The 22,624-nt window shown below is 57.3% G+C and carries 21 protein-coding genes, 1 tRNA gene and 1 pseudogene; 16 read left to right on the top strand and 7 right to left on the bottom strand.

Annotated elements, in window-relative coordinates:
- Position 1 precedes the first annotated feature (1 nt).
- A complete protein-coding gene (locus tag ACL02P_RS09220) occupies positions 2-133 on the bottom strand; it encodes a hypothetical protein (RefSeq protein WP_016312727.1) in 132 nt (43 codons plus the stop codon).
- 200 nt (positions 134-333) lie between these two features.
- Here ACL02P_RS09220 and ACL02P_RS09215 point away from each other — a divergent pair, with 200 nt between their 5' ends.
- The 6 genes from ACL02P_RS09215 to ACL02P_RS09190 all read left to right on the top strand — a co-directional run bounded on the left by ACL02P_RS09215 (position 334) and on the right by ACL02P_RS09190 (position 6,535).
- On the top strand, positions 334-1,428 hold the full coding sequence (locus tag ACL02P_RS09215; RefSeq protein WP_412837159.1) for a quinone-dependent dihydroorotate dehydrogenase: 1,095 nt from the start codon (positions 334-336) through the stop codon (positions 1,426-1,428).
- A gap of 51 nt (positions 1,429-1,479) precedes the next feature.
- Positions 1,480-2,295, top strand: coding sequence for a GTP pyrophosphokinase family protein (locus tag ACL02P_RS09210; protein ID WP_009222805.1), 816 nt, complete (start codon positions 1,480-1,482; stop codon positions 2,293-2,295).
- Complete coding sequence (locus tag ACL02P_RS09205) at positions 2,285-2,776, top strand: DUF309 domain-containing protein (RefSeq protein ID WP_009222806.1); 492 nt, start codon at positions 2,285-2,287, stop codon at positions 2,774-2,776. The genes ACL02P_RS09210 and ACL02P_RS09205 overlap by 11 nt, the downstream gene beginning before the upstream one ends.
- 104 nt (positions 2,777-2,880) lie before the next feature.
- Positions 2,881-4,422, top strand: coding sequence for an RsmB/NOP family class I SAM-dependent RNA methyltransferase (locus ACL02P_RS09200; RefSeq protein ID WP_412837158.1), 1,542 nt, complete (start codon positions 2,881-2,883; stop codon positions 4,420-4,422).
- A gap of 1 nt (position 4,423) precedes the next feature.
- A complete protein-coding gene (locus tag ACL02P_RS09195) occupies positions 4,424-5,197 on the top strand; it encodes a pseudouridine synthase (protein ID WP_412837157.1) in 774 nt (257 codons plus the stop codon).
- A gap of 534 nt (positions 5,198-5,731) precedes the next feature.
- Positions 5,732-6,535 (top strand): Cof-type HAD-IIB family hydrolase, encoded by an 804-nt coding sequence (locus ACL02P_RS09190; protein ID WP_412837156.1) that lies wholly within the window; start codon positions 5,732-5,734, stop codon positions 6,533-6,535.
- Positions 6,536-6,600: 65 nt separating this feature from the next.
- Here the strand turns inward: ACL02P_RS09190 and ACL02P_RS09185 are convergent, their stop codons facing one another.
- The 4 genes from ACL02P_RS09185 to ACL02P_RS09170 form a co-directional block, all read right to left on the bottom strand.
- Positions 6,601-7,872, bottom strand: a complete 1,272-nt coding sequence (locus tag ACL02P_RS09185; RefSeq protein WP_412837155.1) for an MFS transporter — start codon at positions 7,870-7,872, stop codon at positions 6,601-6,603.
- Between the two features lie 140 nt (positions 7,873-8,012).
- Positions 8,013-8,597 (bottom strand): metalloregulator ArsR/SmtB family transcription factor, encoded by a 585-nt coding sequence (locus ACL02P_RS09180; RefSeq protein ID WP_009222811.1) that lies wholly within the window; start codon positions 8,595-8,597, stop codon positions 8,013-8,015.
- A 137-nt stretch (positions 8,598-8,734) separates the two neighbouring features.
- Positions 8,735-8,830 (bottom strand): hypothetical protein, encoded by a 96-nt coding sequence (locus ACL02P_RS09175; protein ID WP_009222812.1) that lies wholly within the window; start codon positions 8,828-8,830, stop codon positions 8,735-8,737.
- 127 nt (positions 8,831-8,957) lie between these two features.
- Complete coding sequence (locus ACL02P_RS09170) at positions 8,958-10,394, bottom strand: RsmB/NOP family class I SAM-dependent RNA methyltransferase (protein ID WP_412837154.1); 1,437 nt, start codon at positions 10,392-10,394, stop codon at positions 8,958-8,960.
- Between the two features lie 337 nt (positions 10,395-10,731).
- Between ACL02P_RS09170 and ACL02P_RS09165 the strand changes: the two genes are divergently transcribed.
- From ACL02P_RS09165 to ACL02P_RS09150, 4 genes and pseudogenes are all read left to right on the top strand, one after another.
- The gene (locus tag ACL02P_RS09165) at positions 10,732-11,853 is read left to right on the top strand and encodes a glycosyltransferase family 4 protein (protein ID WP_036643689.1); all 1,122 of its coding nucleotides are present in this window, start codon (positions 10,732-10,734) and stop codon (positions 11,851-11,853) included.
- 18 nt (positions 11,854-11,871) lie between these two features.
- Positions 11,872-13,191, top strand: a complete 1,320-nt coding sequence (locus ACL02P_RS09160; protein ID WP_412837153.1) for a metallophosphoesterase family protein — start codon at positions 11,872-11,874, stop codon at positions 13,189-13,191.
- Positions 13,188-13,862, top strand: a pseudogene (locus ACL02P_RS09155) (AAA family ATPase); the annotation flags it as partial. The gene ACL02P_RS09160 and the pseudogene ACL02P_RS09155, both read left to right, overlap by 4 nt.
- A 483-nt stretch (positions 13,863-14,345) precedes the next feature.
- Positions 14,346-16,385 carry an ATP-binding protein gene (locus tag ACL02P_RS09150; protein ID WP_412837338.1) on the top strand — a complete coding sequence of 680 codons (2,040 nt, stop codon included), beginning with the start codon at positions 14,346-14,348 and terminating at the stop codon, positions 16,383-16,385.
- A gap of 47 nt (positions 16,386-16,432) precedes the next feature.
- Here ACL02P_RS09150 and ACL02P_RS09145 read toward each other — a convergent pair whose 3' ends face one another.
- Positions 16,433-17,479, bottom strand: coding sequence for a hypothetical protein (locus ACL02P_RS09145; protein ID WP_260071336.1), 1,047 nt, complete (start codon positions 17,477-17,479; stop codon positions 16,433-16,435).
- 397 nt (positions 17,480-17,876) lie between these two features.
- Between ACL02P_RS09145 and ACL02P_RS09140 the strand changes: the two genes are divergently transcribed.
- From ACL02P_RS09140 to ACL02P_RS09130, 3 genes are all read left to right on the top strand, one after another.
- Positions 17,877-18,449, top strand: a complete 573-nt coding sequence (locus ACL02P_RS09140) for a xanthine phosphoribosyltransferase (protein ID WP_009222819.1) — start codon at positions 17,877-17,879, stop codon at positions 18,447-18,449.
- A 102-nt stretch (positions 18,450-18,551) separates the two neighbouring features.
- Positions 18,552-18,884, top strand: coding sequence for a hypothetical protein (locus ACL02P_RS09135; protein ID WP_009222820.1), 333 nt, complete (start codon positions 18,552-18,554; stop codon positions 18,882-18,884).
- A 182-nt stretch (positions 18,885-19,066) separates the two neighbouring features.
- Complete coding sequence (locus ACL02P_RS09130) at positions 19,067-19,282, top strand: hypothetical protein (RefSeq protein WP_009222821.1); 216 nt, start codon at positions 19,067-19,069, stop codon at positions 19,280-19,282.
- Positions 19,283-19,304: 22 nt separating this feature from the next.
- Here ACL02P_RS09130 and ACL02P_RS09125 read toward each other — a convergent pair whose 3' ends face one another.
- Complete coding sequence (locus ACL02P_RS09125; RefSeq protein ID WP_009222822.1) at positions 19,305-19,736, bottom strand: hypothetical protein; 432 nt, start codon at positions 19,734-19,736, stop codon at positions 19,305-19,307.
- Between the two features lie 162 nt (positions 19,737-19,898).
- On the opposite strand from ACL02P_RS09125, the gene ACL02P_RS09120 reads away from it, so the two are divergent.
- From ACL02P_RS09120 to ACL02P_RS09110, 3 genes are all read left to right on the top strand, one after another.
- Positions 19,899-19,983: transfer RNA gene (locus tag ACL02P_RS09120), tRNA-Leu, on the top strand.
- Between the two features lie 187 nt (positions 19,984-20,170).
- On the top strand, positions 20,171-21,514 hold the full coding sequence (locus tag ACL02P_RS09115) for an alpha/beta hydrolase (RefSeq protein WP_323076272.1): 1,344 nt from the start codon (positions 20,171-20,173) through the stop codon (positions 21,512-21,514).
- Positions 21,515-21,601: 87 nt separating this feature from the next.
- Positions 21,602-22,570: a LacI family DNA-binding transcriptional regulator gene (locus ACL02P_RS09110; RefSeq protein WP_412837152.1), complete on the top strand. Its 969-nt coding sequence runs from the start codon at positions 21,602-21,604 to the stop codon at positions 22,568-22,570.
- Positions 22,571-22,624: the final 54 nt, after the last annotated feature.

Below are 22,624 nucleotides of genomic sequence, written 5' to 3'. Positions count from 1 at the left end.
CTTAGGTTACAATTAAAAGGACGGTAGTCACGATGACCAGCGCGGCAACGATGGATATGGACCAGATGAGCGCTTTCTTGTTGACTTCGTCCTTTTTCTTCTGGAGTGTAGGCGGCATGCGCTTGGCAGACATGATCATTTCCCCTCTCTAACCTAGTTTTAAGCGATATTAGAGGTGCTTTCCCCCTTATTGTAATGGCTTTCACGGCAAAATTCCATCACCTTGTTGTTTCTTTCACGTGGCATATAGGTTAAACTTTTCTTTTCCAGCGGAAACAGCTAAACTGATATTAGCAAAAATGCAAAGCGTAAGATCGGAGTGAACTGTACAACGTGTTGTATCGCACATTGGGAAAACCGGTATTTTTTCGGATGGATCCGGAGAATGCCCATCATCTCGTTATCAACGGATTACATACTGCTGCTGCCGTTCCTGGAATGCTGCCGCTCTTGCGCGGAATGTACGGCGTGCCGGAAGCTCCGGAGCTCGCGACGGATTTATTTGGAATTCATTTTCCTTCCCCGGTGGGGTTAGCTGCCGGTCTTGATAAAAATGCCGACGCGGTGCCTGGTTTCTCCGCCATCGGATTCGGATTTATGGAAGTGGGTACGGTCACGCCGCTGGGACAGCCCGGCAATGATCGTCCAAGGTTGTTTCGCTTGCCTTCGGACGAAGCGTTGATTAACCGGATGGGCTTTAATAATCGCGGAACGGAGGCGATGGCACAGCGTTTAAAAGCGCTGAAACACCGCCCGATTCCGATTGCCGTCAACATCGGCAAAAATAAAATCACACCCAACGAAGAAGCCTATCGAGATTACGAGAAATGTATTTCGGATTTATATGAATACGCCGATTTCTTCGTTGTGAACATCAGTTCACCAAATACGCCGGACTTACGTAAATTGCAGCATGGCAATGAGTTAGCTTCGCTGCTAACTGCAGTAACGGATCGGATGGCGGCCGAAGCGAAGCGGCATGGCAAATCCAAAGCAGTGCTGGTTAAAATCGCGCCGGATGTAAGCTTGGATGAGCTGGAATATATGGTCGACACCATTCGCAATAGCGGCGTTTCCGGCATAATCGCCACCAATACGACGTTGTCGCGGGACGGCCTCACGCACCAGAACGCTCGGGAAACTGGAGGCTTAAGCGGAAAACCGCTGAACGCGCGATCCACAGAGATCATCTCGCGCGTGTATCGGCAAACGGAAGGCCGATTGCCGATTATCGGATCGGGCGGGATTTTCACAGCGGAAGATGCCTATGCCAAAATCCGGGCTGGCGCCAGCTTAGTCGAAATCTACACTGCGTTGATCTACGAAGGCCCGGAAATCAACCGCAAACTGCATCGCGGCTTGCGGAAGTTGCTGCGCCGGGACGGCTATCGCCATATCTCCGAGGCGGTTGGGGCGGATCTCCGATAAGCTAAGCCGGCATCGATTCAAGCCGGGGGACAGAAGACAGGAGGCATAAGGATGGACAGTAGAGATTGGGGAACATTTTTGCTTCCATATGAACAAGCGGTAGAAGAACTGAAGGTTAAATTCAAGACGATGCGCGCCGAGCTGAAGAAACGCGAAGAGTATGCGCCAATCGAATTCGTAACCGGACGGGTTAAGAAAATCTCCAGCATTTTGGACAAGGCGAAGCGGTTAAATGTGTCCATGGACAATCTGGAGACCGGAATCGAGGATATCGCAGGCATTCGCATTATGTGTCAGTTCGTTGAGGATATCCGCCGGGTGGCGGAATATATTCGTATGCGTAAGGACCTGAAGGTTCTTTACGAAAAGGACTACATTACAAACTACAAGGAAAGCGGCTATCGCAGCTTCCATATGATCGTGGAATATCCAGTGCAAACCGCGCTGGGTCAAAAGCAAGTGCTGGCCGAAATTCAGATTCGTACGCTGGCGATGAATTTTTGGGCGACGATTGAGCATTCTTTGAACTACAAGTATCGGGAAAGTCTGCCTGAAGAAATGCGGGGCCGGCTCAAAAAGGCTGCCGAAGCTGCATTCGTACTGGATAATGAAATGTCGAGCATTCGCCAGGAAATTTTGCAGGCGCAGAAGAGCTTTGAGGACGATTCTAACGTGGTTTCCTCCGTGCTTGCGTCGATTCATCAGCTTTATTTTTACCATCTGGTCAAAGAAGCCATCGAAAGCCAGGACCGGTTTAACCGGTTGTGGGAAGCGAAGGATTTTGATGGGCTGAAGCAGCTGCAGGTCGAACTGAAGGATCTGATCAAGCTGCACAAAAAAGTGGAGGAGCCCGGGGATGAGTTATGAGCCGCTGTTTGTGGCGTATCTCGTATATTTCAACCGCGACCGCGATTACTTCGAGTGCCATGAGGTGCTCGAAGAATTGTGGCTAGAGCAGGGGCATAGTCCGCTGTATAAGGGACTGCTGCAGGTTGCTGTCGGATTATTCCACGCGCGGCGCGGCAATTTGTCCGGCGGACGGAAGATGCTGCAATCCGCTTTAGAGCGGTTGGCCCCCTATCCGGAACACACGCTTGGCATCGACCTGGGGAAGCTGCGTCGGGACACGGAAGCGTACGTCCGGCAGCTGACAGAAGGGAGTATTCAAGCTTTTACGTATTACGACCTCACGATCCAGGTGCTGGACCCGGAGTTGGTGCGCCTGGTGGCGGAGGCTTCTCATAACATCGCCCCGAACATTCCGCAGCGGCGCACGCCGCAGCGCGGGGAGAAGCATGCGGAGCGACAGCGGAAGCTGGAACAAAGGAGAGCGCGTGAACAAGGCTGAGAGCGGCCCGTCCCCCGGTGTTGGGGAGACGGGCGTTTTTACGGTATGCCGTTTGCACAAGGCTGCTACCAACAGGATTGAAACAAAGAATGGATGGGACAAGCATGGCGGTTCAACTACCAAAGGAATTTATAGAACGGATGCGCGGGCTTTTGGGCGAGGAAGAGTTTGCGAACTTTTACGCGTCCTATGACAGTCCTAAATTTGCAGGAATCCGGGTTAATACGCTAAAGATCGATCCGATAGACTTCAAGGCGGTAGTGCCGTTTGATTTGCGGCCGATCCCTTGGTGCCAGACAGGGTACTACGTCGAGGAGCAGGCAAAGCCGGGCAAACATCCGTATTATCATGCCGGGCTATATTATATTCAGGAGCCGAGTGCGATGGCGCCGGTGGAGCTGCTGGACGTCACTCCCGGGGAGCGGGTGCTCGACCTTTGCGCGGCCCCCGGCGGGAAGTCAACGCAAATCGCAGCGAAGCTGTGCGGACGTGGGATGCTGGTCACCAACGACATCAACGCGGAGCGGACGAAGGCGTTGGCCAAAAACATCGAGCTGTACGGCGTCCGAAACGCCGTCGTGCTGGGTGAGTCGCCGGAGCGGATCGCGCGGGCGTTTCCTTCTTTTTTCGATAAAATTCTGATCGATGCGCCTTGCTCCGGCGAGGGCATGTTCCGGAAGGACGAGGATATGGCGCGGCATTGGGAACCGGAATGGGTTCGGAAATATGCCGGCATGCAGCAGGAGATTTTGAAATCGGCTGCGTCGATGCTGGCGCCGGGCGGGAGAATCGTGTATTCCACCTGCACGTTTGCGCCGGAAGAGAATGAGGCGACGATCGCCGAGTTCCTGCTGGAGCACCCGGAATTTCGGGTTGTGCCTTTGCGCTTAGATGACGGCATCGCCCCCGGGCGGCCGGAGTGGCTCACTTGGCTCGCTGAGTGGGGTGAGGGCAAGATGTATCCGCCGGAAATCGCTGCACAAACCGCCGGCTGCGGCAGGCTCTGGCCGCACAAAGTGGAGGGCGAGGGACATTTTCTCGCTGTGCTGGAGCGGCATGGGGCGGAGAAGTTCCAGAAGGAAGCCGAAGAAGATCGTAACGTCTCCTCGAAATGGGGAGGGGGCGCTCGAGATAAACGGAATTCCCGTCACCCCCATCGGTCCCGTCCCGGTACTGGTCGTGATTCGAAGGCTGTGGATGATCGGGAGGTGCTGGAGAGCTGGCGGACTTTTGCCCAGGAACAACTCGATGGAGCGGAATTGCCGGGGGAACCGTTGCTATTTGGCGGCAACGTCTATCTGTCCCCGCTGGCTAAAGAGCGGCTGGACGGCTTAAAAGTCGTGCGCCCCGGCTGGTATGTGGGAACTGTGAAAAACGGGCGTTTGACGCCTGGACAACCTTTGGCAACGGCGTTGTCGCCAACCGAAGCGGTGCGGGTGCTGGATCTCCCTTCTTCGGACGGCGAGGTGATCCGATACCTGAAGGGAGAGACGCTGCAGGTGGACAAGGAGCGGATTCGCTGCCGGGAAGGCGCCAGCCCCAAAGGCTACGTTCTGGTCACGGTCGACGGCTATTCGCTGGGCTGGGGCAAATGGCAGGATGGCTTGCTGAAGAACGAATATCCCGCCGGGTGGAGGTGGACATAAGATGAGTAAGGGCAAGAAGACGCAGCGGCTGGACAAAATTTTAGGCCATCTTGGTTATGGCACCCGATCGGAGATTAAAAAATACGTCAAACAAGGCCGGGTCACGATCAACGGTGTGGTTGTCAAGGACAGCGGCATTCAATGCAATCCTGATGTCGATGTTGTGGAGCTGGACGGGGAGCAGATTTTTTACCGCGAATTCGTCTATTTGATGTTACATAAGCCGCCCGGCGTCATCTCAGCTACGGAGGATATGAGGGAGAAAACCGTCATTGATTTGCTCCCGGTGGATTTTCAAGTGTTCTCCCCATTCCCTGTCGGTCGGTTGGACAAGGATACGGAGGGCCTGCTGCTGCTGACCAACGATGGTCAGTTGGCACACGACCTGTTATCTCCGCGCAAGCATGTGCCTAAAACGTACGAAGCCGTTGTTCTCGGCCATGTCGGCGATGAGGAAGCCGCCCGGTTCCGGGAAGGCGTAGAGCTCGACGACGGCTATGTTACCTTACCCGCCGAGCTTAAGGTGCTGGAGCACGGCATAGATGCCGACGGAACTCCTATCTCACGCATCCAGCTGACGATCTCGGAGGGGAAGTTCCATCAGGTGAAGCGGATGTTCGAAGCCGTTGGCTCGAGGGTGACCTACCTGAAGCGCATATCGATGGGCCCGCTCGTTCTTGACGAGACCCTGCCGCTGGGCGCTTTCCGCGAGCTGACCGAGTCCGAGCTACAGTCGCTGCGAACATACAAAAGCCCCGGAGCGACAAAAAAGTAGCCCTCAAAGTAACTCAAACTTAGCACCACAGTAAGCGAATCCCGCAGGGAGAGCGCCGGGTTTGCAGGAATGAGGCAAAGAAGCACGTAGTAGCCCCAACAAACCAGCGGTTTGCGCTACAGTAAGCGAATCCCGAAGGGACAGCGGTTTGTTTGCACGGAGTAGAAGGATAAAAAGCCCTATGTCGCAGTGTTCGCCAGTTAGCAGGAGCGCCCCCAAGCAGAGCATGCCTGCAGGGCGACAAGCGGCTAAACGCACGAAGTCTGCCCGGGTGCGCCGACAGAAGCAGAGTTGAGCAGCACGGTTCACCAGGGAACCCGGGAGCGCCAAAAGTAAGACGTACCCGAAGGGGGAAAAGCGTTCCACGAGCCAACCTAAGCGATTCCCCAAAGGGGAGAGCGTGCAGGAGCGCCTCTGTGCCTCCCACGTTCCTCGCCATTGCGGGAGACCAGAGGGCAGCAGGCCCTCGGGCCCCCTCCCTTACGGTAAGGGAGGGATGGGGAGGGTTGAGACAGAAAGGAGACACCACCATACATGAAATATAAACTGATTGCTTTGGATGTAGACGGCACGCTGCTGACGGATGACCATGTTCTGACGACGGGAACCATCGAGACGATCCGCGCCATCGCGGAACAAGGTGCAGAGTTTGTGTTGTGCACCGGCCGGGCTCCTCGGAGCTCGATCCCATATATGCGTGAGATTGGCTTGGGCGGCTACGTCATTTGCCATAACGGTGCAGCTACGGTGGATGTGCGGACCGAGGAGGTTATCCATGAATTTGCGATGAATCCGCACGGGCTGGAGCCGTACATGGAGTATTGCCGCAAACACAACATTCATTTTGACGTGAATACCACTTTTACGTTGTATGTGGAAAATCTGGCCGGGCTGACCCAAGAAACGCTGGACGTGTACCACCAGTTTTTTATGGAACCGGAGGATATGCCAGCCTGGGCAGATTTCACCAAACCGATCGTGAAGTTCAACGCAGCCGGCGGGATGGAGGAGCTGGATCGGGTGTATGCTGACTGGAGTCAGTGGACGCAGGAGTTTAATATGCTGCGCAGCGGCGATTTCTTCATCGACTTGATGCATAAAGACGCCTCGAAAGGAGCGGCCCTGCAGAAGCTGGCGGAAAAACGCGGAATCCCGGCGGAAAACGTGATGGCGATCGGGAATTATTATAACGATATCACGATGCTCACCTATGCCGGACTGGGCGTAGCGATGGACAATTCGCCGCTCGACGTAAAAGCTGCCGCCGATGCCGTCACGGCCTCGAATAACGAGGAAGGCGTGAAGCGGGCGTTGGAGAAATATTGCCTGGAAGCCTAACAGCGTGAACATAGATCAAGCCGAGCCCGGAACCGGGTTCGGCTTTTTTGGGTGCTCATAAATGGTCAGTCTAGGGAGATTCGCGGCTGCTCGGCGTCCGGCAGGGGACGGGATTTGGGGCGGTGCAGCAGCCAGACGAGGCCTAGGCCAAAGCCCAGCAAAGCGAGGAACGTTCCCCCGGCGAGTCCCAACGTTCTAGGGGTCACGGCTTCCAGCAGAAAACCTGAAGCGAGCATGGCGACGCCCATTACGGTATTTTGCAGGGTGGCCAGGCCGCCGAAGAACCGGCCTTGCCATTCGCTTGGAATCAACTGCATCAGAACCGTTTTGTTGCAGGCGTTGCCTACGCTGGTGATGACCGCTGAGAAAGTCAGCAGCCCAAGCAGCAGGAGAAATGAAGGCGATTGGCTGCTGATCACTTGAGAGATTCCTTCCAGTCCAAGGGTGAGGACCGCGGCGGTCCGCATATGACGGGCCATCTTGCCGGCGAGTCCAGAGCCGATCAGCATCCCGGCACCCAGCGCCCCATACAGCAGCCCAATGCCGACGTCTCCCATGTGAAACACTTCAGAGGCGTATACGCTGATCAGTACGTTAAAGATCCCGTCCCCGATCGGCCAAATGGCAAAGACAATCAGCATGATTTGCAAAAAGAAAGTCTGACGTACCAGCCGGCGAAATGTGGTGGATGAGGGCATCGCGGGCTGCGAGCTTGACTTAGCCGCTTCTGCGTCGATCGCGTCTGCTCCGGCTGCGGGCTGGGCTGCCGGATTCAAGCGAAGAAGCAGCAGGCCGGAGACGAGGAAGGACAGGGCGTTCAACACAAAAGACACCTGGCTGCCAACTGCCGCAGCAACGATGCCGCCCGTGACAGAACCGCCGATGAGTACAAATCCCGTCATCGCCTGCTCCAGGCTGTTTACCGCCAGCAGGTTCTCCCGACGGACGAGTCGGGGAATGAGCGACATGCGGGCCGGGGCATAGATCGCTTCGCCCGCGGACAAGGCAAATGAGCTGACATAGATGATCCAGACGTCTCCGGCATCGTGAACGAGAAGCGGTGTTAACGCAAAGAAGATCCGGACGACGTCGGTGAAGAGCATGATCGTTTTTTTGGTAAAACGGTCGGCAAGCCACCCGCCAATCGGCCCAAAGACAAGGTAGGGAACGAGGCGAACCGCAAAGGTGATGCCGACGGCCAGACCCGAGCCGGTCAACGATAGCAGCAAACCGAGGACAGCCACCTGACTGAAGCGGTCGCCGATGCCGTTCACCAGACCAGCCGCAAACAGGCGGCGGTAGGAAGGTTCGTGGCGCAGGATTCGTAATGATTTCATGGGATGAGGCCAACTCCTTTTATACATCTATCTAATTAAATGATTATCTAATTACATTCACGAAAAAAAGGCAACAAGGCGAAAAGGGCACGGACAGCCTTATTGCATGGCGAGATATTCCTGGACCGCTGTTGTTGCAATCAGGATGGGCTCTTGTCCCAGAGCTCCGGCGGGTTCAACTCGTAAATATCATTTTCGCGGTACATGAAATGGTTCATGATAAACTCCCGGCGTATCGTCGCATAATCCTCGTGGTATTGCCGAATATACTCGTTGATTTCTTTTTCCGTATATTTGCGGTGCGGCTCCAGGCCTTTGACGAGACGTTCGAGCACAATCAGCTTCTTCTTGCGTTGAGCAGGCAAGTGCTTAAGGGTACCGTCTCTGTTAAAGAAGTTGTCCTGGATCGCGGCTTTGCGTGCCGCCGCTTCTTGCTTGTCCTCGGCCGCAGAACTCGCCTTGCCGACTTTTAGAATCGCTTGAGCTTGTTGGGTGAGGCTTTTTTCGTTCAAATAAAAATAAATCGTATTCTTGTCGCGGCGTTCGTACACCAAATCCGCCTCCCTTAACTTGGTCATATGGTGGGTAATCGTCGGCGGCGTGACGCCAAGCTTTCCGGCCAGTGCCTGACCGTGTAACGGGCCGTTTTGAAGCAAGGCGATAATCCGGATCCGGGTCACATCGCCAACAGCTTTATGAAAATGAACTAATCGGTCGAGCTGCATCCTCATCCCTCGCTAATTCGATAATCATTTAATTAGATGAGTGTATTATTTCATCCTAAGCGGTTTCTTGTCAAGGGATAAAAAAAGAGGTTGGAATCCAGGCCGGATTCCAACCTCTTTACAGGCTCGTGGCTGCATTACACCAGAAGCGAACGGGAAACGATCACGAGCAAGATGAACAGTACCAAAATTGCTGCCGTTGAAGTGAAGCCCCCTCCATGGATTCCACTCATTGTTATTCCTCCCTTACGTCAGGATGGTTTCCCGTTTTTAAAACGAGATAGTGCATTGTATGCAGCCAAGGAGGTATACGTTTGGACATCCGGCAGGAGTGACCTGCAAATAGGCGCCTTTGAAACTTTAATGACGCAATCCTTTGGGCAGGTGATTTTTCAGTTGTCCGCCGCTGGCTTTGCCCCAGCCCAGCGGGTATTGGCCGTCGCCGCAGGCGACGGTCACGAGGTGCCAGCCGCGCAAGGAGGCGGGCACTTCGAGCGTCTCGCCGCGCAGGTAGGCCGCGACGAGAGGCGAATTCTCGTCCAGCGTCCACAGACGCGGGTCGGCTTCGTTCGCGCTCAGCGCCATGGCCAGCGCATGGGCGGGCTCAAACCGGCCTTTGCGGACGTCGCCGAGGTGCAGCCCGGCGCGTGGAACCTTCAGGCCGGTCAGGTGTTCCGGCGTCAGCGCCAAACCGCCGCTGGCTGGCAGCAGATAAAGCGCCTCGCCGAACAGGAGCGGGGTGCCTCCAGCGGGAGGCGCGAAGGCAGGCAGCTCGTCCGCCGCCCAAGCGCGGAAGCTGTCCCAGGCCGCGGCGGCGCTTCGCTCGGACGGACCGGAGCGGGCGCCGCGCTTGCGGTCGCGCTCACGTCCGCCGCTGCGAACTCCGTCTGCCCCCGCCCGTCCGGCGCCGGCAAGTGTGATCGCGCTGTCCCTCTCGTCATTATCCCGTTCGATCAGGGCGACGTAATGGCCTTCCCCTTGCTCGCGGTGCGGCCAGATCCGTTTCTCGGCAATCAGCCGCAGGAACGGGTACTCCGCTAACAGACGGGCGATGGTGTCCTCGTTCTCATGGCGGTTAAACGTGCAGGTCGAGTAGGCGAGCCGGCCGCCGGGCTTCAGCATCGCGACCGCGTCCTGAAGGATGTCCCATTGCCGGGCAGCGCACAGCTCCACGGCCTCCGGCGACCACTCGCTGATCGCGTTGGGATCCTTGCGGAACATCCCCTCGCCGGAGCAAGGGGCATCCAGCATGATGCGGTCGAAGGCAAGCGGGAAGCGGGCGGAGAGCGCCGGCGGTGCCGCCTGCGTCACGACGGCGTTCCGGATGCCCAGGCGCTCCACGTTTTCCGCTAGAATGCGCGCGCGCTGCGGGTGAATTTCGTTGCTGATCAGCAGGCCTTGCCCGGCCATTTTTGCAGCGATTTGGGTCGTTTTGCCGCCGGGCGCAGCCGCTAGATCCAGCACCGTCTGACCGGGCTGCGGGTCAAGCAGCTCCACGGCGGACATCGCTGACGGCTCCTGAATATAATAGAGACCGGCAGCATGGTATGGGTGTTTCCCCGGCCGCGTGGATTCCTCGTAATAATAGCCCGTCCCGCACCAGGGCACCGGACGCAAGGCGAACAGCTCCGCGAGCTGGTTTGCCGCCGGGGAGGACGGGGTGATTTTTAGCGTATTTAATCTTAGTCCATAGGTGCGAGGCGCATCATAGCTTGCCAGAAACGCCTCGGTCTCGGCCGGGCCGAGCAGGGCCGTTACCGCCTCAAGGTATGTGGCCGGCAGGGATGGATTACTCATCGTTGTTGCTCCTTCCAAAATCTAAAAAAGGCCATCGGAGGCCGGATCATCTCTACTTCAGCAGTTTATCATATCACTTTTTATTCACAAAAGAGGCAGTTGATAAAGCAGTGACTTTTTGAAGATATCAGAAAGTATAAACTTCGTGGGATTGGCATCGTGATATCGCAAGAAAAACATCCGCTAAACGCGGTCTGTCTACTTTGAATGTACGTCGATAGACGTTTTTCTTATGACTCGCAAAAAAGGGGAATGGATGTTCCTTCCTGCCTATGGCATAATGGAAAAAGAAGCGGACTTTTCGCCAAAACGTAACGACATGCAAAGGAGAAGCACAATGAAACTGCTGCAGGCTTTATTTTTTCCACCGGAACAGCCCGGGGGCGTATCGTCGATGATTCCGTACCTGCAAGACCGGTTTAATCCTCCTCATTGGGAGATGGAGTTGTTTTCTCTGCCAAAACGGATCCGTTCGAAGGGGAGCGATCCCGTTATTTTTCATACCTTTGATTGGCAGCAATACGGGGACAGCCCGATCGTGCAAAAATACGTGCAAACCTATCGCGACTATCTGTGGTGGACCAAGCTGCGACTGAAGCAGCCGTACGATCTCATCCATGCCCATCACCCGATCGCGGGGCTGGCGATGAAGGAAGTGTTTCCGCAGACGCCGGTCATCCAAAGCATTCATTCGAGTTATGAAAAAGAACTTATTCTAAACGGCCGCATCCGGGAGAACGGGCCGGAGCACCGGTTTCTTACGTCGCTGTATCGCGAACTGGAGCATCGCACCGACCGGTTGTTCACCGTATCGAAATCCTTTGCCGAATATTTGGCGCCGTACGTGGACGATCCTGCGGCCATCGGCGTGATTCCCAACGGGTTTGACGAGAAGCGGTTTAAACCGGTCCCTCATGAAAATGAAGTCGCTCAGCTCGTCACCGTCTGCCGTCTCGTGCCGGCCAAGGGGCTGGATACGTTGCTGCATGCATGCGCGGAGCTGAAGAAGCGCGGTCATAACTATGTGCTGCACATCATCGGCGACGGTCCGATCCGTCAGGAGCTGGAGCAGCTGGCGCAGCGATTGGGCATTTATGACGAGACGATTTTTTACGGGTATACGTTGCATCCCGAGGAATTTATGCCGTTCTTTGATATCTTCGTGCTGCCTTCCCGGGCGGAGGCATTTGGCAATGTGTTTGCCGAGGCGGCGCTGTGCAGTCTTGCGCTCGTCGGAACGCGGATCGGCGGGATTGCCGAGCAAATTGAGGACGGTGTGAACGGTCTGCTGGTGCCTCCGGAAGATCCGAAGGCCTTAGCCGAGGCGCTGGAGAAAGTGATCGTGGATCCGGATTACCGTTATCAGCTGGCCCGTAGCGGCTCGGAGAAGGCCAAAACTCATTACTCGCTGAACCGGGTGGTCCACGAGCTGAAGAAGCTGTACCTGCAATTCAAATAGGAAAGAGTTGTTGTGCGGATGAAAGCCTTTCGTTTTCTACACGCGGCCGATTTGCACCTGGATACCCCATTTTCGGGGATGTCCGGTGTGCCGGATCGGCTGCGCGAGTTATTGCGGGAATCTACCTTTACCGCGTTCGAGCGGTTGATTCGGCTTGCGATCGAGGAAGCCGTTGATTTCGTGGTGATCAGCGGCGATATTTACGACGCTTCAGATTCTTCGCTTCGCGCACAGCTGCGCCTGCGAGAGGGCTGGGACAAGCTGGGGGAGCACGGCATTCCGGTATACTTGATCCGGGGGAACCATGACCCTTTGTCCGGCCGGAGGCTCAGGTTAGCCTTGCCCGATCATGTGACGGAGTTTGGTCCCAAGGCGGAAAGCGTGATCGCTGTACGGCGCAGCGACGGGGAGCCGGTGGCGGTGCTGACCGGGGCTTCTTATCCGACCCCGGCGGTGCATGAGAATTTGGCGATCCAGTATCGGCGCGAGCCGGGCTCGGCGCTCTACCACATCGGGCTGCTGCACGGCAACGTGGACGGCCAGGAGGGGCATGACGCTTACGCGCCATGCTCGCTTCGCGATTTACAGGCCTCGGGATACGACTATTGGGCGCTGGGTCATATCCATAAGCGGCAGATTCTTTGCGACTCGCCGTGGGTCGTGTACCCAGGCAACATTCAAGGGCGCAGCTTAAAGGAAACCGGCCCGAAGGGCTGCTATCTGGTGGAGGTTGCGGAGAACGGAGAAGCGGAGTTGTCCTTTCGGCGCCTCGATCAAGTGTTGTGGCTGGAGAGCGGCCTGGCGATCGACGGTCTGGCTACGGAAGAAGCGTTGAAGGTGAGCGTCGAGGAGCGGCTGGACGAGCTGCGGGAAGCCGAGCCTGATCGGATCACGGTGGTTCGGTTGATTTTTACCGGGCGCGGGCCGCTGCATGGAATGCTTCAATCAGGACCGGAAGCGGCGGAGCTGCTGCAGGAGCTGCGGCGCAAAGAATTGGGACGCTTCGAGGCTGCAGGGCTGGGCGAAGGAATCGTATGGCCAGCGGGCTTCAAGCTGGAAACCGGGATGGAGCTGGACCGCGAGGGGCTGCTTGCGGAGGACAGCTTCCTCGGTGAGCTGTTCCGGTTAGGAGAACGGACGGCAGCGGAGCCTGAACGGGTGGAGGAGCTGGTTGGCACCGCGTTGGCCCCGCTGGTGGACAACCGGCAGCTGCGGCGTATATTGCAGGAGCTGAATTCGGAAGCCAAGCTGGAGCTGGTACGCCGGGCTGAGGAGCTGGCGGCTACCTTGCTGAATGAAGATACGCCGTCGTCGCGGGAAGGGAGAAGCGTCTCATGAAGCTGGAACGGATGCAGATCAGCGGCTTCGGCCGCCTGAACGGGCTCGACGTGGAGTTGCCCGGCCAGGTGACGGTGCTGTACGGCCCCAATGAAGCGGGCAAAAGCACGCTGCTTGGCTTCGTCCGGGCGATGCTGTTTGGCATCCCCACCCGGGCAGCGGCGGCCGAACGGTATGAGCCGCTGCGGGGCGGAGCGCATGGCGGGGTGCTGACGATCCTGGGCGACGACGGGACGCGCTGGATGATCGAGCGGTATTCGCAGCCGCCGGAGGGGCGGAACCTGCCCGGCACACGCGGCGACCGGCTGCGGATCACGCGCAGCGATGAACGCGGCGGCGTGCGGGAGGCGTCGCAAGAGGAGATGCAGCGGGAGCTCCTCGGCGGTCTGTCCAAGGCGATGTTTAAGCAGCTGTTCGCCGTGTCGTTGACGGAGCTGCAAGAAGTTGGCGCCTTGCAGTCGGAGGAGCTCAGCCGCTACCTGTTCCACGCCGGGATCGGCGGCGGAGCGGCGGTGCTGCGCGGGGAGAAACGCTTGGTCCAGGACATGGACAAGCTGTACCGGCCGCGCGGGCGCACGCAGGAAATCGCTCAGCTCCTCCAGGCGGTGGAGCGGCTGGAGCGCGAGGCCGAGGCGGCCAAAGCGCTGCTGCCGCGGTACAACGACGTGCTGGAGGAGCTGGAGCGGCTGGCCGCGCAGCTGGCGGAAGCCGAAGCCGCCCGCGCGGCGCGGGGCCGGGAGACGGCCCGGCTGCAGCGGGCGGCGGCCAGCCGGGCCGATTGGCTGCAGCGCGAGGCGCTCCGCGCGGAGCTGGCGGCGCTGCCGCCGGTCGCCCGCTTCCCCGCGCAGGGGGCGGCGCGCTGGCAGGCGCTGCAGGCGGAACGCGAGCGCCTGCAGCTCGAGCGCAGCGAGTGGGCCCGGCGGCGGGAAGCGCTGCAGGCGGAGCTGGCGCGGCACCGCCCGGATGCGGCGGTGCTGGCGCAGGAGCCGGCGCTGCGGCAGCTGGCCGGCCGCCTGCCGGGCTACGAGGCCCGGCAGGGCGAGCTCGCCGAGCTGGCGGCGGAAGCGCTCCAGCTCGAAGGGCGGCTGGCCGAGTGCCTGCGCAGCATCAACCCGGCATGGGGCGCGGAGGATCTGCGCGCTTTTGCCGGGACAGTGGGCGAACGGGAGAGCGTTCGCCGGTTTGCGGCGCGGTTTGCCGCGTACGACAAAGAGATGGAGCTGCTGCGGAGCGAGCGTGCCAAGCAGGAGCGGGCCGCGGCAACCGCGGAGAAGGCCGCCGCGGCGGCGGTCGCGCGGGTTGAGGCCAGCGCGGCGGAGGGGCGGCGGCAGTTCGCCATGCTGGTCCCGCAGCAGCCGAGCGAAATCCGCGCGCTCTGGAGCGAGCTGCGCGGCGAGCTGGACCGCTGGCGGGAAGGCCAAGGGCGGCTCGCGTCCGAGCAGCGGGCGGCTGACGCCAGGGCGCTGGCCGCAGCGCAGATGCGTGCGTTGTACCGCAAGCTGCTCGCCGGCTGCGGCCTGCTGACGGTGGCGCTGCCCGTCATCCTGTGGCTGACGGTGGACGCGCCTTGGGCGGCCGCAGCCACAGCGGCGGCGCTGCTGGGCCTGGACGCGGCCCTGGCGCGGGCCGCCTTCCGCAGCGCACCGCCTGCCGGCGAGCGGCGGCTGCGCCGCGGTGCGGCCGCGTTTGGCGCCGGGGACGACGCCGGCCCGGAAGCGCGCCTTGGCGCGCTCCTGTCCCGGCTCGTCCGCCATCCGCAGAGCGCCGCGGCCGCTTCCCGGTCGCGCAGCGGGGCCGCCCCTTCGTCCGGTCCGGTGGACTGGGACGAGGAGGAGCGGCAGCTGCGCCGGCTGATGGAGGCGTGGCAGCTGTGGGATCAGCGCCACGCCGCGCTCCAGAGCGAGGCGGAGGCCGCCTTGAGCCAGGCCTCCGCCGCCCGGGATGAGCTCGCGGCTGCCGAACGCGAGCTGGCGCGCCGCGAAGCCGCCTTTGAGGAGTTGGCCGGGCAGTGGGAGACATGGCTGACCGAACGAAAATTGTCTGCCGATCTGTCCCCGGAGGCGGCTGCGGACGTGTTCCGCCTCGCGGAGCAAGGCTGGGACTGGCTGGCCCGCTTGGATGGGCTGGCGGCCAAGATGGCCGCGCTCCGTGCGGAGAACGAGCGGTTTGAACAGGAATGCTTGGCTTATGGCGACCAAGCAACCTCCGATCAAGCCGCGGCAGTTCTGCGAGCAGCCTTATCTCACCTGGACGGCGCGCTCGAAGCGAAAAAACATCACGACCAGCTTTCCGCCCAGCTGTTACCGCTGGAGGAGGAAGGACAGCGCTTAGACGACCGCTTGCGGCAAGTGCTTGAATCGGAGCAGGCGTTGCTCGCCGAAGCGGGCGCTGCAGACGGCGAAGAGTTGCTGCGTCTTGGTGCTGCGAAAGAACGGCGGGAGGCTTTGGAGCGGGAGCTTCGGCAATTGGAGGTGATGTTGTTCGCGGGACTTGACGAAGCCAAGCAGGAGGAGTTGGAGCAGCTTCTGCGGACGACGGAGGAATCGGAGCTCCGCCAGCGCTTGGAAACGGTGGAGCAGGAGTTGGCGCAAGCGGAAGCCTGGCTTGGACAGCTCCAGGAACAACGCGGACGCTTGCTGCAGGAGCAGGAAAGCTTAGCCGCCCGCTGCTTGCAGGACGATCTGATGCAGCAGTTAGAGGAGCAGCGGGCGGCCTTGCGCGATCGTCTCGATCAGTATGCGGTGATGGCGGTTTGCCATGAACTGATCGGCCGCGCACGGCGGGTTTATGAGGAAGAGCGTCAACCAGCAGTGCTGCAAGCCGCCTCGGGATACTTTGCGGAAATGACCGGCGGCACCTATCGCCGCATCGTCATGAAAATCGGCACGCAGGAGCTGATGGCCGAGCATTCGGAGCTGGGTCCGCTCGAAAGCGCGCTGCTCAGCCGAGGGACAGCGGAGCAGCTGTACTTGTCGATGCGGCTGGCATTATCCGAAGCGGTATCGGGTCAAACGCCGCTGCCGTTGCTGCTGGACGACCTGTTCGTTAACTTTGACGAAGGCCGCTTAGTCGGGGCGATATCGGTGCTGCGGAAGGTTGCGGAACGCCAGCAACTCATTATGATGACTTGCCATGAGCATGTGGTTCGGCATGTCCAAAACCTGTTGCCGGAAGCGAAGGTCGTGCACATGTAGACCCATCACATAAGTTAGGCAGCGAAAGCTGCCTGGAGCCCCCGGGGTTAACCCCGGGGGGTTTCTTTTTGCCGATACAACCCGAGTATCAGCGCCCAGATCAAACTGAACAAGCCAAACACGGGATATAGCACCGATAGCAGGGAGCTAAAACCAAATTGGCTGGTGATATAACAGATACACAAAATCGTAACCGAAATCAGCATCGGCGGCACTTGAACCCGCTGCTGCAGCTGGAGGGTCACCCCATACACGTCGGCGACAAAGGTGCTGAAGATTTCCATGAAAATGAGCAGGACATAGATCAGTTGGATGGTTGTCCCCAACTGCTGGGCAATGTTGCCCATCGGGATTTCGTATTGTACGATCCCCGGCATGTAAGCCGACAGGGCAAAATGACCGGCCATTAACATAAAGCCAACGCCCAGCCCGCCGAGAACGCCGCCCAGGACAATGACCCGGCGGCTTTCGGTATGGCTGCCGATCGGCACGAGCACCGCCTGAGCCATGGACAGGTTAAAGGCTGCATACATCAGCGGCGACGCCCAAGCTGCGATCAGCGGAGTATCCGTCTCCAACGTCAGGAAACGGGCCGCCCCCGGCGAGCCCGCGGTATTTATAATGATCGCGAGCGAGAGGATCAGCATCATCGGCACCACGATGGAGTTTAACTGCAGCACTCCGTTGATTCCCCGGCCTAGCAGCAAATAGGTAGCAATCAAAGTGATCCATAGGCCTGTCTGATAATGCAAGCCCAAGTGTTCCATAAAGACGGAGCCGGCTCCCGCCAGCATCACGCTGTTGACGCCGATGAGCACGATCAACGTAAATATGCTGAGCGCACTGCCGATCCGTTCGCCAAACAAGCGGCGGTTTAGGTCTTCATAGGAAGCTGCTTTAATGCTTCGAGCGAGCAGCATCATTTTGGTGCCAAGCCAAACGAACAGCAGCGTGGACAACAGGATCGTCAATACGCCCCATTTGCCGTACCGGGTGAAAAACTGGAGAATTTCCTGTCCCGTCGCGAAACCGGCGCCAACGACGGTGCCGATGTAGGTGAAGGCGATCTGCAGAACTTTTACGGCATTTTTCATGGTTTTCCCCCCGGTTCTTGTGCTATATATAGTACAAGGTATGTTGTCCAAGAACTGGACATGACTTAAAACCTATAGGTCGTCCAAAAAGTCATCTTTCGAGCGCGGCAGGTTTGCTGGCCGTCAATGTAACGGAACTGAGAGACGTTATTCGCCGGAGAATGGGACTATTCAGATTCTAACGGAACGAGCTGACCTTATTTGGGACAAATTCAGCTGATTGACCGTCAAAATGGTCCAATAAGGCCTCTAGGTTCCGTTAGCGCGGGAAATAGCCGGGAAATGGGCAAATAAGGGCCGTACGTTCCGTTACGCCCAGCCGCACACCGCTCCCGCATGAACTCGAAATCTGACTTGTTGGACGAAGCTATAGATCATGATCTTTGGAGGAAATGATATGGAATTGTTAAAACAAAAGATCGTCGAGCAAGGGGTCATCGTCTCGGACCAAGTGCTGAAGTTGGACGGGCTGCTGAATCATCAGGTGGATCCGCAACTGACGATGGAGATGGGCAAGGAATTTGCCAGACGGTTTCGCGACCAAGGGGTTACCCGCGTCATTACGGTGGAGTCGTCGGGGATCGCGGTGGCGTTTGCGACCGCTTATGAGTTAGGCGTCCCGCTTGTATTTGCGCGGCGGAAGAAAACGCTGCTGGCCGAGCCGGACATGCTGTGCGAGCGTGTCCCTTCGTTTACGAAAGGAATCGTGACGGACATTCTGGTGTCACGCGATTTTCTTGGGGAGAACGACCGGGTGCTGTTCATTGACGATATTATCGCGAATGGCGACGCAGCCCGGGGATTGATCCGAATTATTGAAAGATCCGGGGCGGAACTGGTTGGAGCGGGAATCGTCATCGAGAAATGCTTCCAGCCCGGAGCCCAGGCGATTCGGGAGCAGGGGATCCGTCTGGAGACGCTGGCCCGCATCGCATCGTTGGAGGGCGGACAAATCACGTTCGCTGACTGAGGACAAACGGGCGAAGAAAATGCAGCCAAATTACGGTTAATCCTTTGCAGGCCTCCGTTTTTTCGCTATAATGAGGATTACTAGGGAGAGGAGGCTAAAAGAATGGGGAAAGAATTGGCAGTAGACGCGGAGTTTTTTCTTTCGAAATTGTCCGAAGCGAAGGTAACTTTTGAACGTGCCCTGGATTGCAAACATACCGAGTTTGATGACCTTTATCCCTATATGCTTGAACATCCCCAGTTTTTCTGGTACAAACGCTATGTAGCATGGTCGCAATTGTTAACGATAGCCGGGCTGTGCCAAGAGCTCGATGTGCCTTGGAAGGAACAGTTCAGCCCGCAACAAGTAGGGTATTTGGAGCAAAGAGTCATGTCGGCCAAAGTGCTTGATTTCTGGTTTGAAACGAATGACAGCAGGGAGCACGCTTCGCGATAATCCCCTGCGCAAGGTCCAAAGCGACCTGATACTGTCCGGTGCTGCACCGGCTGCTTAAAGCATTCAAAATGATCGAAGTCCCGCTGGTTCGCCGGCGGGGCTTTTTCTTGCATTTCCCTAAGGCGAAGGATGGACGGGACCTGCAACTGTTGTATAATGATTCCCAGGAGGTGGGGTATCCGATGATCTCGGATGAATTATTGGACCAATACCGGCTGTCCGGAGAAAAAATACGCGTCGTACGCGACGGCCTTCCGGAAAACGACGTGCGGGGAATCGTCGTAGCTTGGGACGACACGCATGTGTTAATCCGCAAACCGAACCGCAACGTGGTGAAGCTGGACCGCAATTACATTTATCAGCCTGCGAAAGAGCCTAGAATTTCGCCGGTGGATTAAGATATGAAGGAAAAGGGGGAACTTAAGGAAGGAGATGTGCCTTGAGGTTCCCTTTTTCCATGCGTTCTCTCCGGGACGAACCTGCCGCCTGGGCGGTTCCGTTCAAATAAGCGCGCATCCGGGAGGATACCTCCTGTTGCAGGCCGGCCCACAAAATCCTCATCTTTCCGCGATAGCCCCGGCAACGGTATTCCGCCTGAATGCCGTTCTCATCCTGGTGAATGCGTTCGATAGCGATGTTCCGCTCGCGGAGATTGCCGTGGATTTCCGAGAGAACCAGCGCCGCTCGCCGCTCGCCGTTGCGGATGAGTTCAACGTAAGCTTCGGGGCTCTTCAGCAGCCCGCTTTGCTCGAGAATTCGGGCGTCCCTTTGAAATACTTTTTGCAAAAAACCAAGCAGCAACGCGCTCTTGATCAGCGCGAGTTCCTCTTCCTTAATGCCGGGAACGGCCATAGGTCAACACCTCTTTATGCGAACTTATGTTCTTATCATAACCCAATAGATTATTTTTAATCAAGGGGGCTTATCCGAAAGTTGGGCATTGACTTTTTTGGGTTGGACGTGGTATGATCTATCTTGTCGCTGCAAAATATGATTTTGTACGATACCGATTATGCGGTCGTGGCGGAATTGGCAGACGCGCACGGTTCAGGTCCGTGTGGGCTAACCCCCCGTGGAGGTTCGAGTCCTCTCGACCGCATTGATTTTAACGAAGAAGAGCTTTTGATTTGCCTTTAGGGTGAATCAGGAGCTTTTTTTGTTTCATTTTGTGGGGAATCGCGTTGACAAATCGAAAAAGCTAGCCTAATATCGATTTAAACTTAAACGTATAAGTTATAGAGATTAATCGTTTAAGTTGAAATTGTCTATCGAAGGGGTGACTAGGAATGGGAGCGAAAATCGTCACACTTGCCAACGTGCACTCCAAGCTTTTGGGGAATTCGCGGGAGGTTTACGTCTATTTGCCCCCTTCTTATGCGGAGTCGAAGAATCGTCGGTACCCGGTGCTTTATGCGCAGGATGGACAGCATATGTTTGCGTCCGACGCGAAGGGAGATTCGTGGGAAATGCATCAAACGGCGGAGCGGTTAAGCCGGGAAGGCCGGATGGAAGAAGTGATTATCGTAGCCGTCTCGTCCATTTCGGATCAACGGGGCTCGGAGTATTTTCACAATCATCCGGGAGTTCGGGAAGCTTTCCATACGACCTGTAAGGGGGAGTTGTACGAAAGGTTTCTCATCGAGGAGCTGAAGCCGATGATCGATGCTAGGTTTCGTACTTTGACGGATCGGGAGCATACGGCGATCATCGGTTCGTCCGCGGGGGGACTTGTCTCGTATCATATCGCGTTTCGCCGGCCGGACGTATTCGGGCAGGTGGCGATCCTGTCGCCATTTCTGGTGCATGCGGTGGTGAATAAGCAAGGAGACGGTACGAACAAACAGGAGCCGCTGATCGAACAAAAAGTATACCATTCCTTCCCGGTGAAACCGCCGTCGTTGCGTGTTTGGGTCGATATCGGAGGAGCGGAAGGGCTTATCATGCCTCGTCACGTACGGGCGTTTGTGGATGAAATGATCGAAAGCGGCTTTACGCCGGGCGAGGATTTGATGTTTTTGCTCGACGAGACGGCAGGCCACTCCCAAGCCGATTGGGCAAGACGGTTGCATCGTCCGCTGATGTATCTGTTTGGCGAGATTGGACGCCCTTGCAGCCTGAGGCTGGCCGGGAGAAGGCAAGTCGGGCTAGAAGGATACCGGGTTCGGCTGTATCCGAAGGTGACCTATGACACGGGCTTCGAAATGAGTTTACTCACGGCGGAATATAAGGTGGACTGTCCGGAAGTGTTGACGGTGGGATCCAACGGCTTGATTGTTCCGCTAGCCTCAGGGAAGGCCGACGTAGCGGTTCAATTCGGCGGCCTTACAGGAACGGCAAACATAGAGGTGATTCCGGAATTATCCGATCACGTGCAGGTCGAAATCAGCGTGACCGTTCCTCCGTCTACCCCGGCGGATGCTCAAATCCATGCGGGGTTCGAAATCCCGAAAGTTCGGGACGGTTTCTACCAGGGAAGCTTTTTGCTGCCCAGAGATCTGGCGTTTGATGTGAAGGTATCCCGGGGCTTTGGTTGCCATGAGCGCAGAAAAACGAGTCGACGCTTCGACACCTCCGAGCCGGTTCGTCTGCATTTCAATGTGGAGGAATGGGAGGATGATTCAACTTCCTGATTCTATGCGGGACAAGTCAGTAGCAGTTGCCTTCAGGGATATGCTGTCATCCTACCAGAGTGCTAGTGAATCGATGAGGTGTTAGATGTGAAAAAAGCAACGATGAAAGACATCGCCCGTGAAGCGAAGGTTTCGGTGGCGACGGTCAGCTACATTTTAAATAACGTAGACAACCAGAAAATTACGGAAGAAACGCGTTGCCGAGTGTTGGAAGCCGCGAATAAGCTGAATTATATCCCAAGTCTTGCGGCACGTTCGCTTGTCCGGGGTAAATCCGGCATGGTAGCCTTGCTCTTTAGCCGCGGCGAGCGGGACGGGGTATGGAAGCAGCTGTATTACGGCAGGTTGGCCGAACGGATGGAAGCGCTCTGCAAGCAGGCAGGTTATCACCTGCTCGTGCTGGGGATGGACGGTGAGCGACCCAATCCAGAGATCATCCGGCAGCGGGAGGTGGATGGGGTACTGTTGGCCGGAGTGAAGCAGGAAGTATTCCGGGACATCTCCATCCACTTTAGCTTTGGGGTGCCGATCGTGCTGCTCGACACCCCTATAGACGATCCGCTGTTTCATAAAGTTGTGATTGATTACCGGAAGGCGTTCACCTTATGGAGAGAGCGATCGGCAACTAGCGAACGGCGCTTTTTGGTGCTGGACGACTTCACGAACGAGAACACGATGAAGACGATCATGAATGCGGCTCAGCTCGAACCGAAAGCGGTTTTCGTGCTGACAGCCGATAACGTGGACAAGCTGCCCGATTTTTTGGCGCGGTTTCAAGGGGGCAGCGGGATCGTGGTAAATGAGTTTGTTGGCATGATCGTTGCGAATGCCTCACATGGAATGGAGCTTGAGTTGACCGTCCTCTGTACGAGCGGATGTCCTGAACTGCTGTCTCCCGCGGTCCGCAAGTTAACTTCGGAAAGAAATCGGGGACAGGTTGAAGTTGCTTTTGAGATCATGCAGTTTTATATCGAATCGAAGGATAAGGCCTCCCAAAAAGTGAGCTCCAAAACCGAAGCGGGATATGAAGAGTATGTTTTGATCCCGCTGCAGTGAGTGTGTTTCCATTCAGGGGCACGCCCCTCTAGCATACGGGATAATCCTGCAAAA

It is taken from the genome of Paenibacillus sp. MB22_1, from assembly GCF_047200555.1.
GTDB classification, from domain to species: Bacteria; Bacillota; Bacilli; order Paenibacillales; family Paenibacillaceae; genus Fontibacillus; species Fontibacillus phoenicis.
The sequence above is the reverse complement of the archived record's forward strand: the minus strand, read 5'-3'. Positions and strand labels throughout refer to the sequence as shown.

Bases quoted from the DNA above. Each gene is read 5' to 3' on its own strand.
- ACL02P_RS09205 (WP_009222806.1), top strand. From the start codon at position 2,285: ATGAGTTATGAGCCGCTGTTTGTGGCGTATCTCGTATATTTCAACCGC.
- ACL02P_RS09130 (WP_009222821.1), top strand. From the start codon at position 19,067: ATGATCTCGGATGAATTATTGGACCAATACCGGCTGTCCGGAGAAAAA.
- ACL02P_RS09180 (WP_009222811.1), bottom strand. From the start codon at position 8,597: ATGCAGCTCGACCGATTAGTTCATTTTCATAAAGCTGTTGGCGATGTG.
- ACL02P_RS09190 (WP_412837156.1), top strand. From the start codon at position 5,732: ATGAAATATAAACTGATTGCTTTGGATGTAGACGGCACGCTGCTGACG.
- ACL02P_RS09165 (WP_036643689.1), top strand. From the start codon at position 10,732: ATGAAACTGCTGCAGGCTTTATTTTTTCCACCGGAACAGCCCGGGGGC.
- ACL02P_RS09220 (WP_016312727.1), bottom strand. From the start codon at position 133: ATGTCTGCCAAGCGCATGCCGCCTACACTCCAGAAGAAAAAGGACGAA.
- ACL02P_RS09185 (WP_412837155.1), bottom strand. From the start codon at position 7,872: ATGAAATCATTACGAATCCTGCGCCACGAACCTTCCTACCGCCGCCTG.
- ACL02P_RS09115 (WP_323076272.1), top strand. From the start codon at position 20,171: ATGGGAGCGAAAATCGTCACACTTGCCAACGTGCACTCCAAGCTTTTG.
- ACL02P_RS09200 (WP_412837158.1), top strand. From the start codon at position 2,881: ATGGCGGTTCAACTACCAAAGGAATTTATAGAACGGATGCGCGGGCTT.
- ACL02P_RS09195 (WP_412837157.1), top strand. From the start codon at position 4,424: ATGAGTAAGGGCAAGAAGACGCAGCGGCTGGACAAAATTTTAGGCCAT.
- ACL02P_RS09125 (WP_009222822.1), bottom strand. From the start codon at position 19,736: ATGGCCGTTCCCGGCATTAAGGAAGAGGAACTCGCGCTGATCAAGAGC.
- ACL02P_RS09210 (WP_009222805.1), top strand. From the start codon at position 1,480: ATGGACAGTAGAGATTGGGGAACATTTTTGCTTCCATATGAACAAGCG.
- ACL02P_RS09140 (WP_009222819.1), top strand. From the start codon at position 17,877: ATGGAATTGTTAAAACAAAAGATCGTCGAGCAAGGGGTCATCGTCTCG.
- ACL02P_RS09145 (WP_260071336.1), bottom strand. From the start codon at position 17,479: ATGAAAAATGCCGTAAAAGTTCTGCAGATCGCCTTCACCTACATCGGC.
- ACL02P_RS09175 (WP_009222812.1), bottom strand. From the start codon at position 8,830: ATGAGTGGAATCCATGGAGGGGGCTTCACTTCAACGGCAGCAATTTTG.
- ACL02P_RS09135 (WP_009222820.1), top strand. From the start codon at position 18,552: ATGGGGAAAGAATTGGCAGTAGACGCGGAGTTTTTTCTTTCGAAATTG.
- ACL02P_RS09160 (WP_412837153.1), top strand. From the start codon at position 11,872: ATGAAAGCCTTTCGTTTTCTACACGCGGCCGATTTGCACCTGGATACC.
- ACL02P_RS09170 (WP_412837154.1), bottom strand. From the start codon at position 10,394: ATGAGTAATCCATCCCTGCCGGCCACATACCTTGAGGCGGTAACGGCC.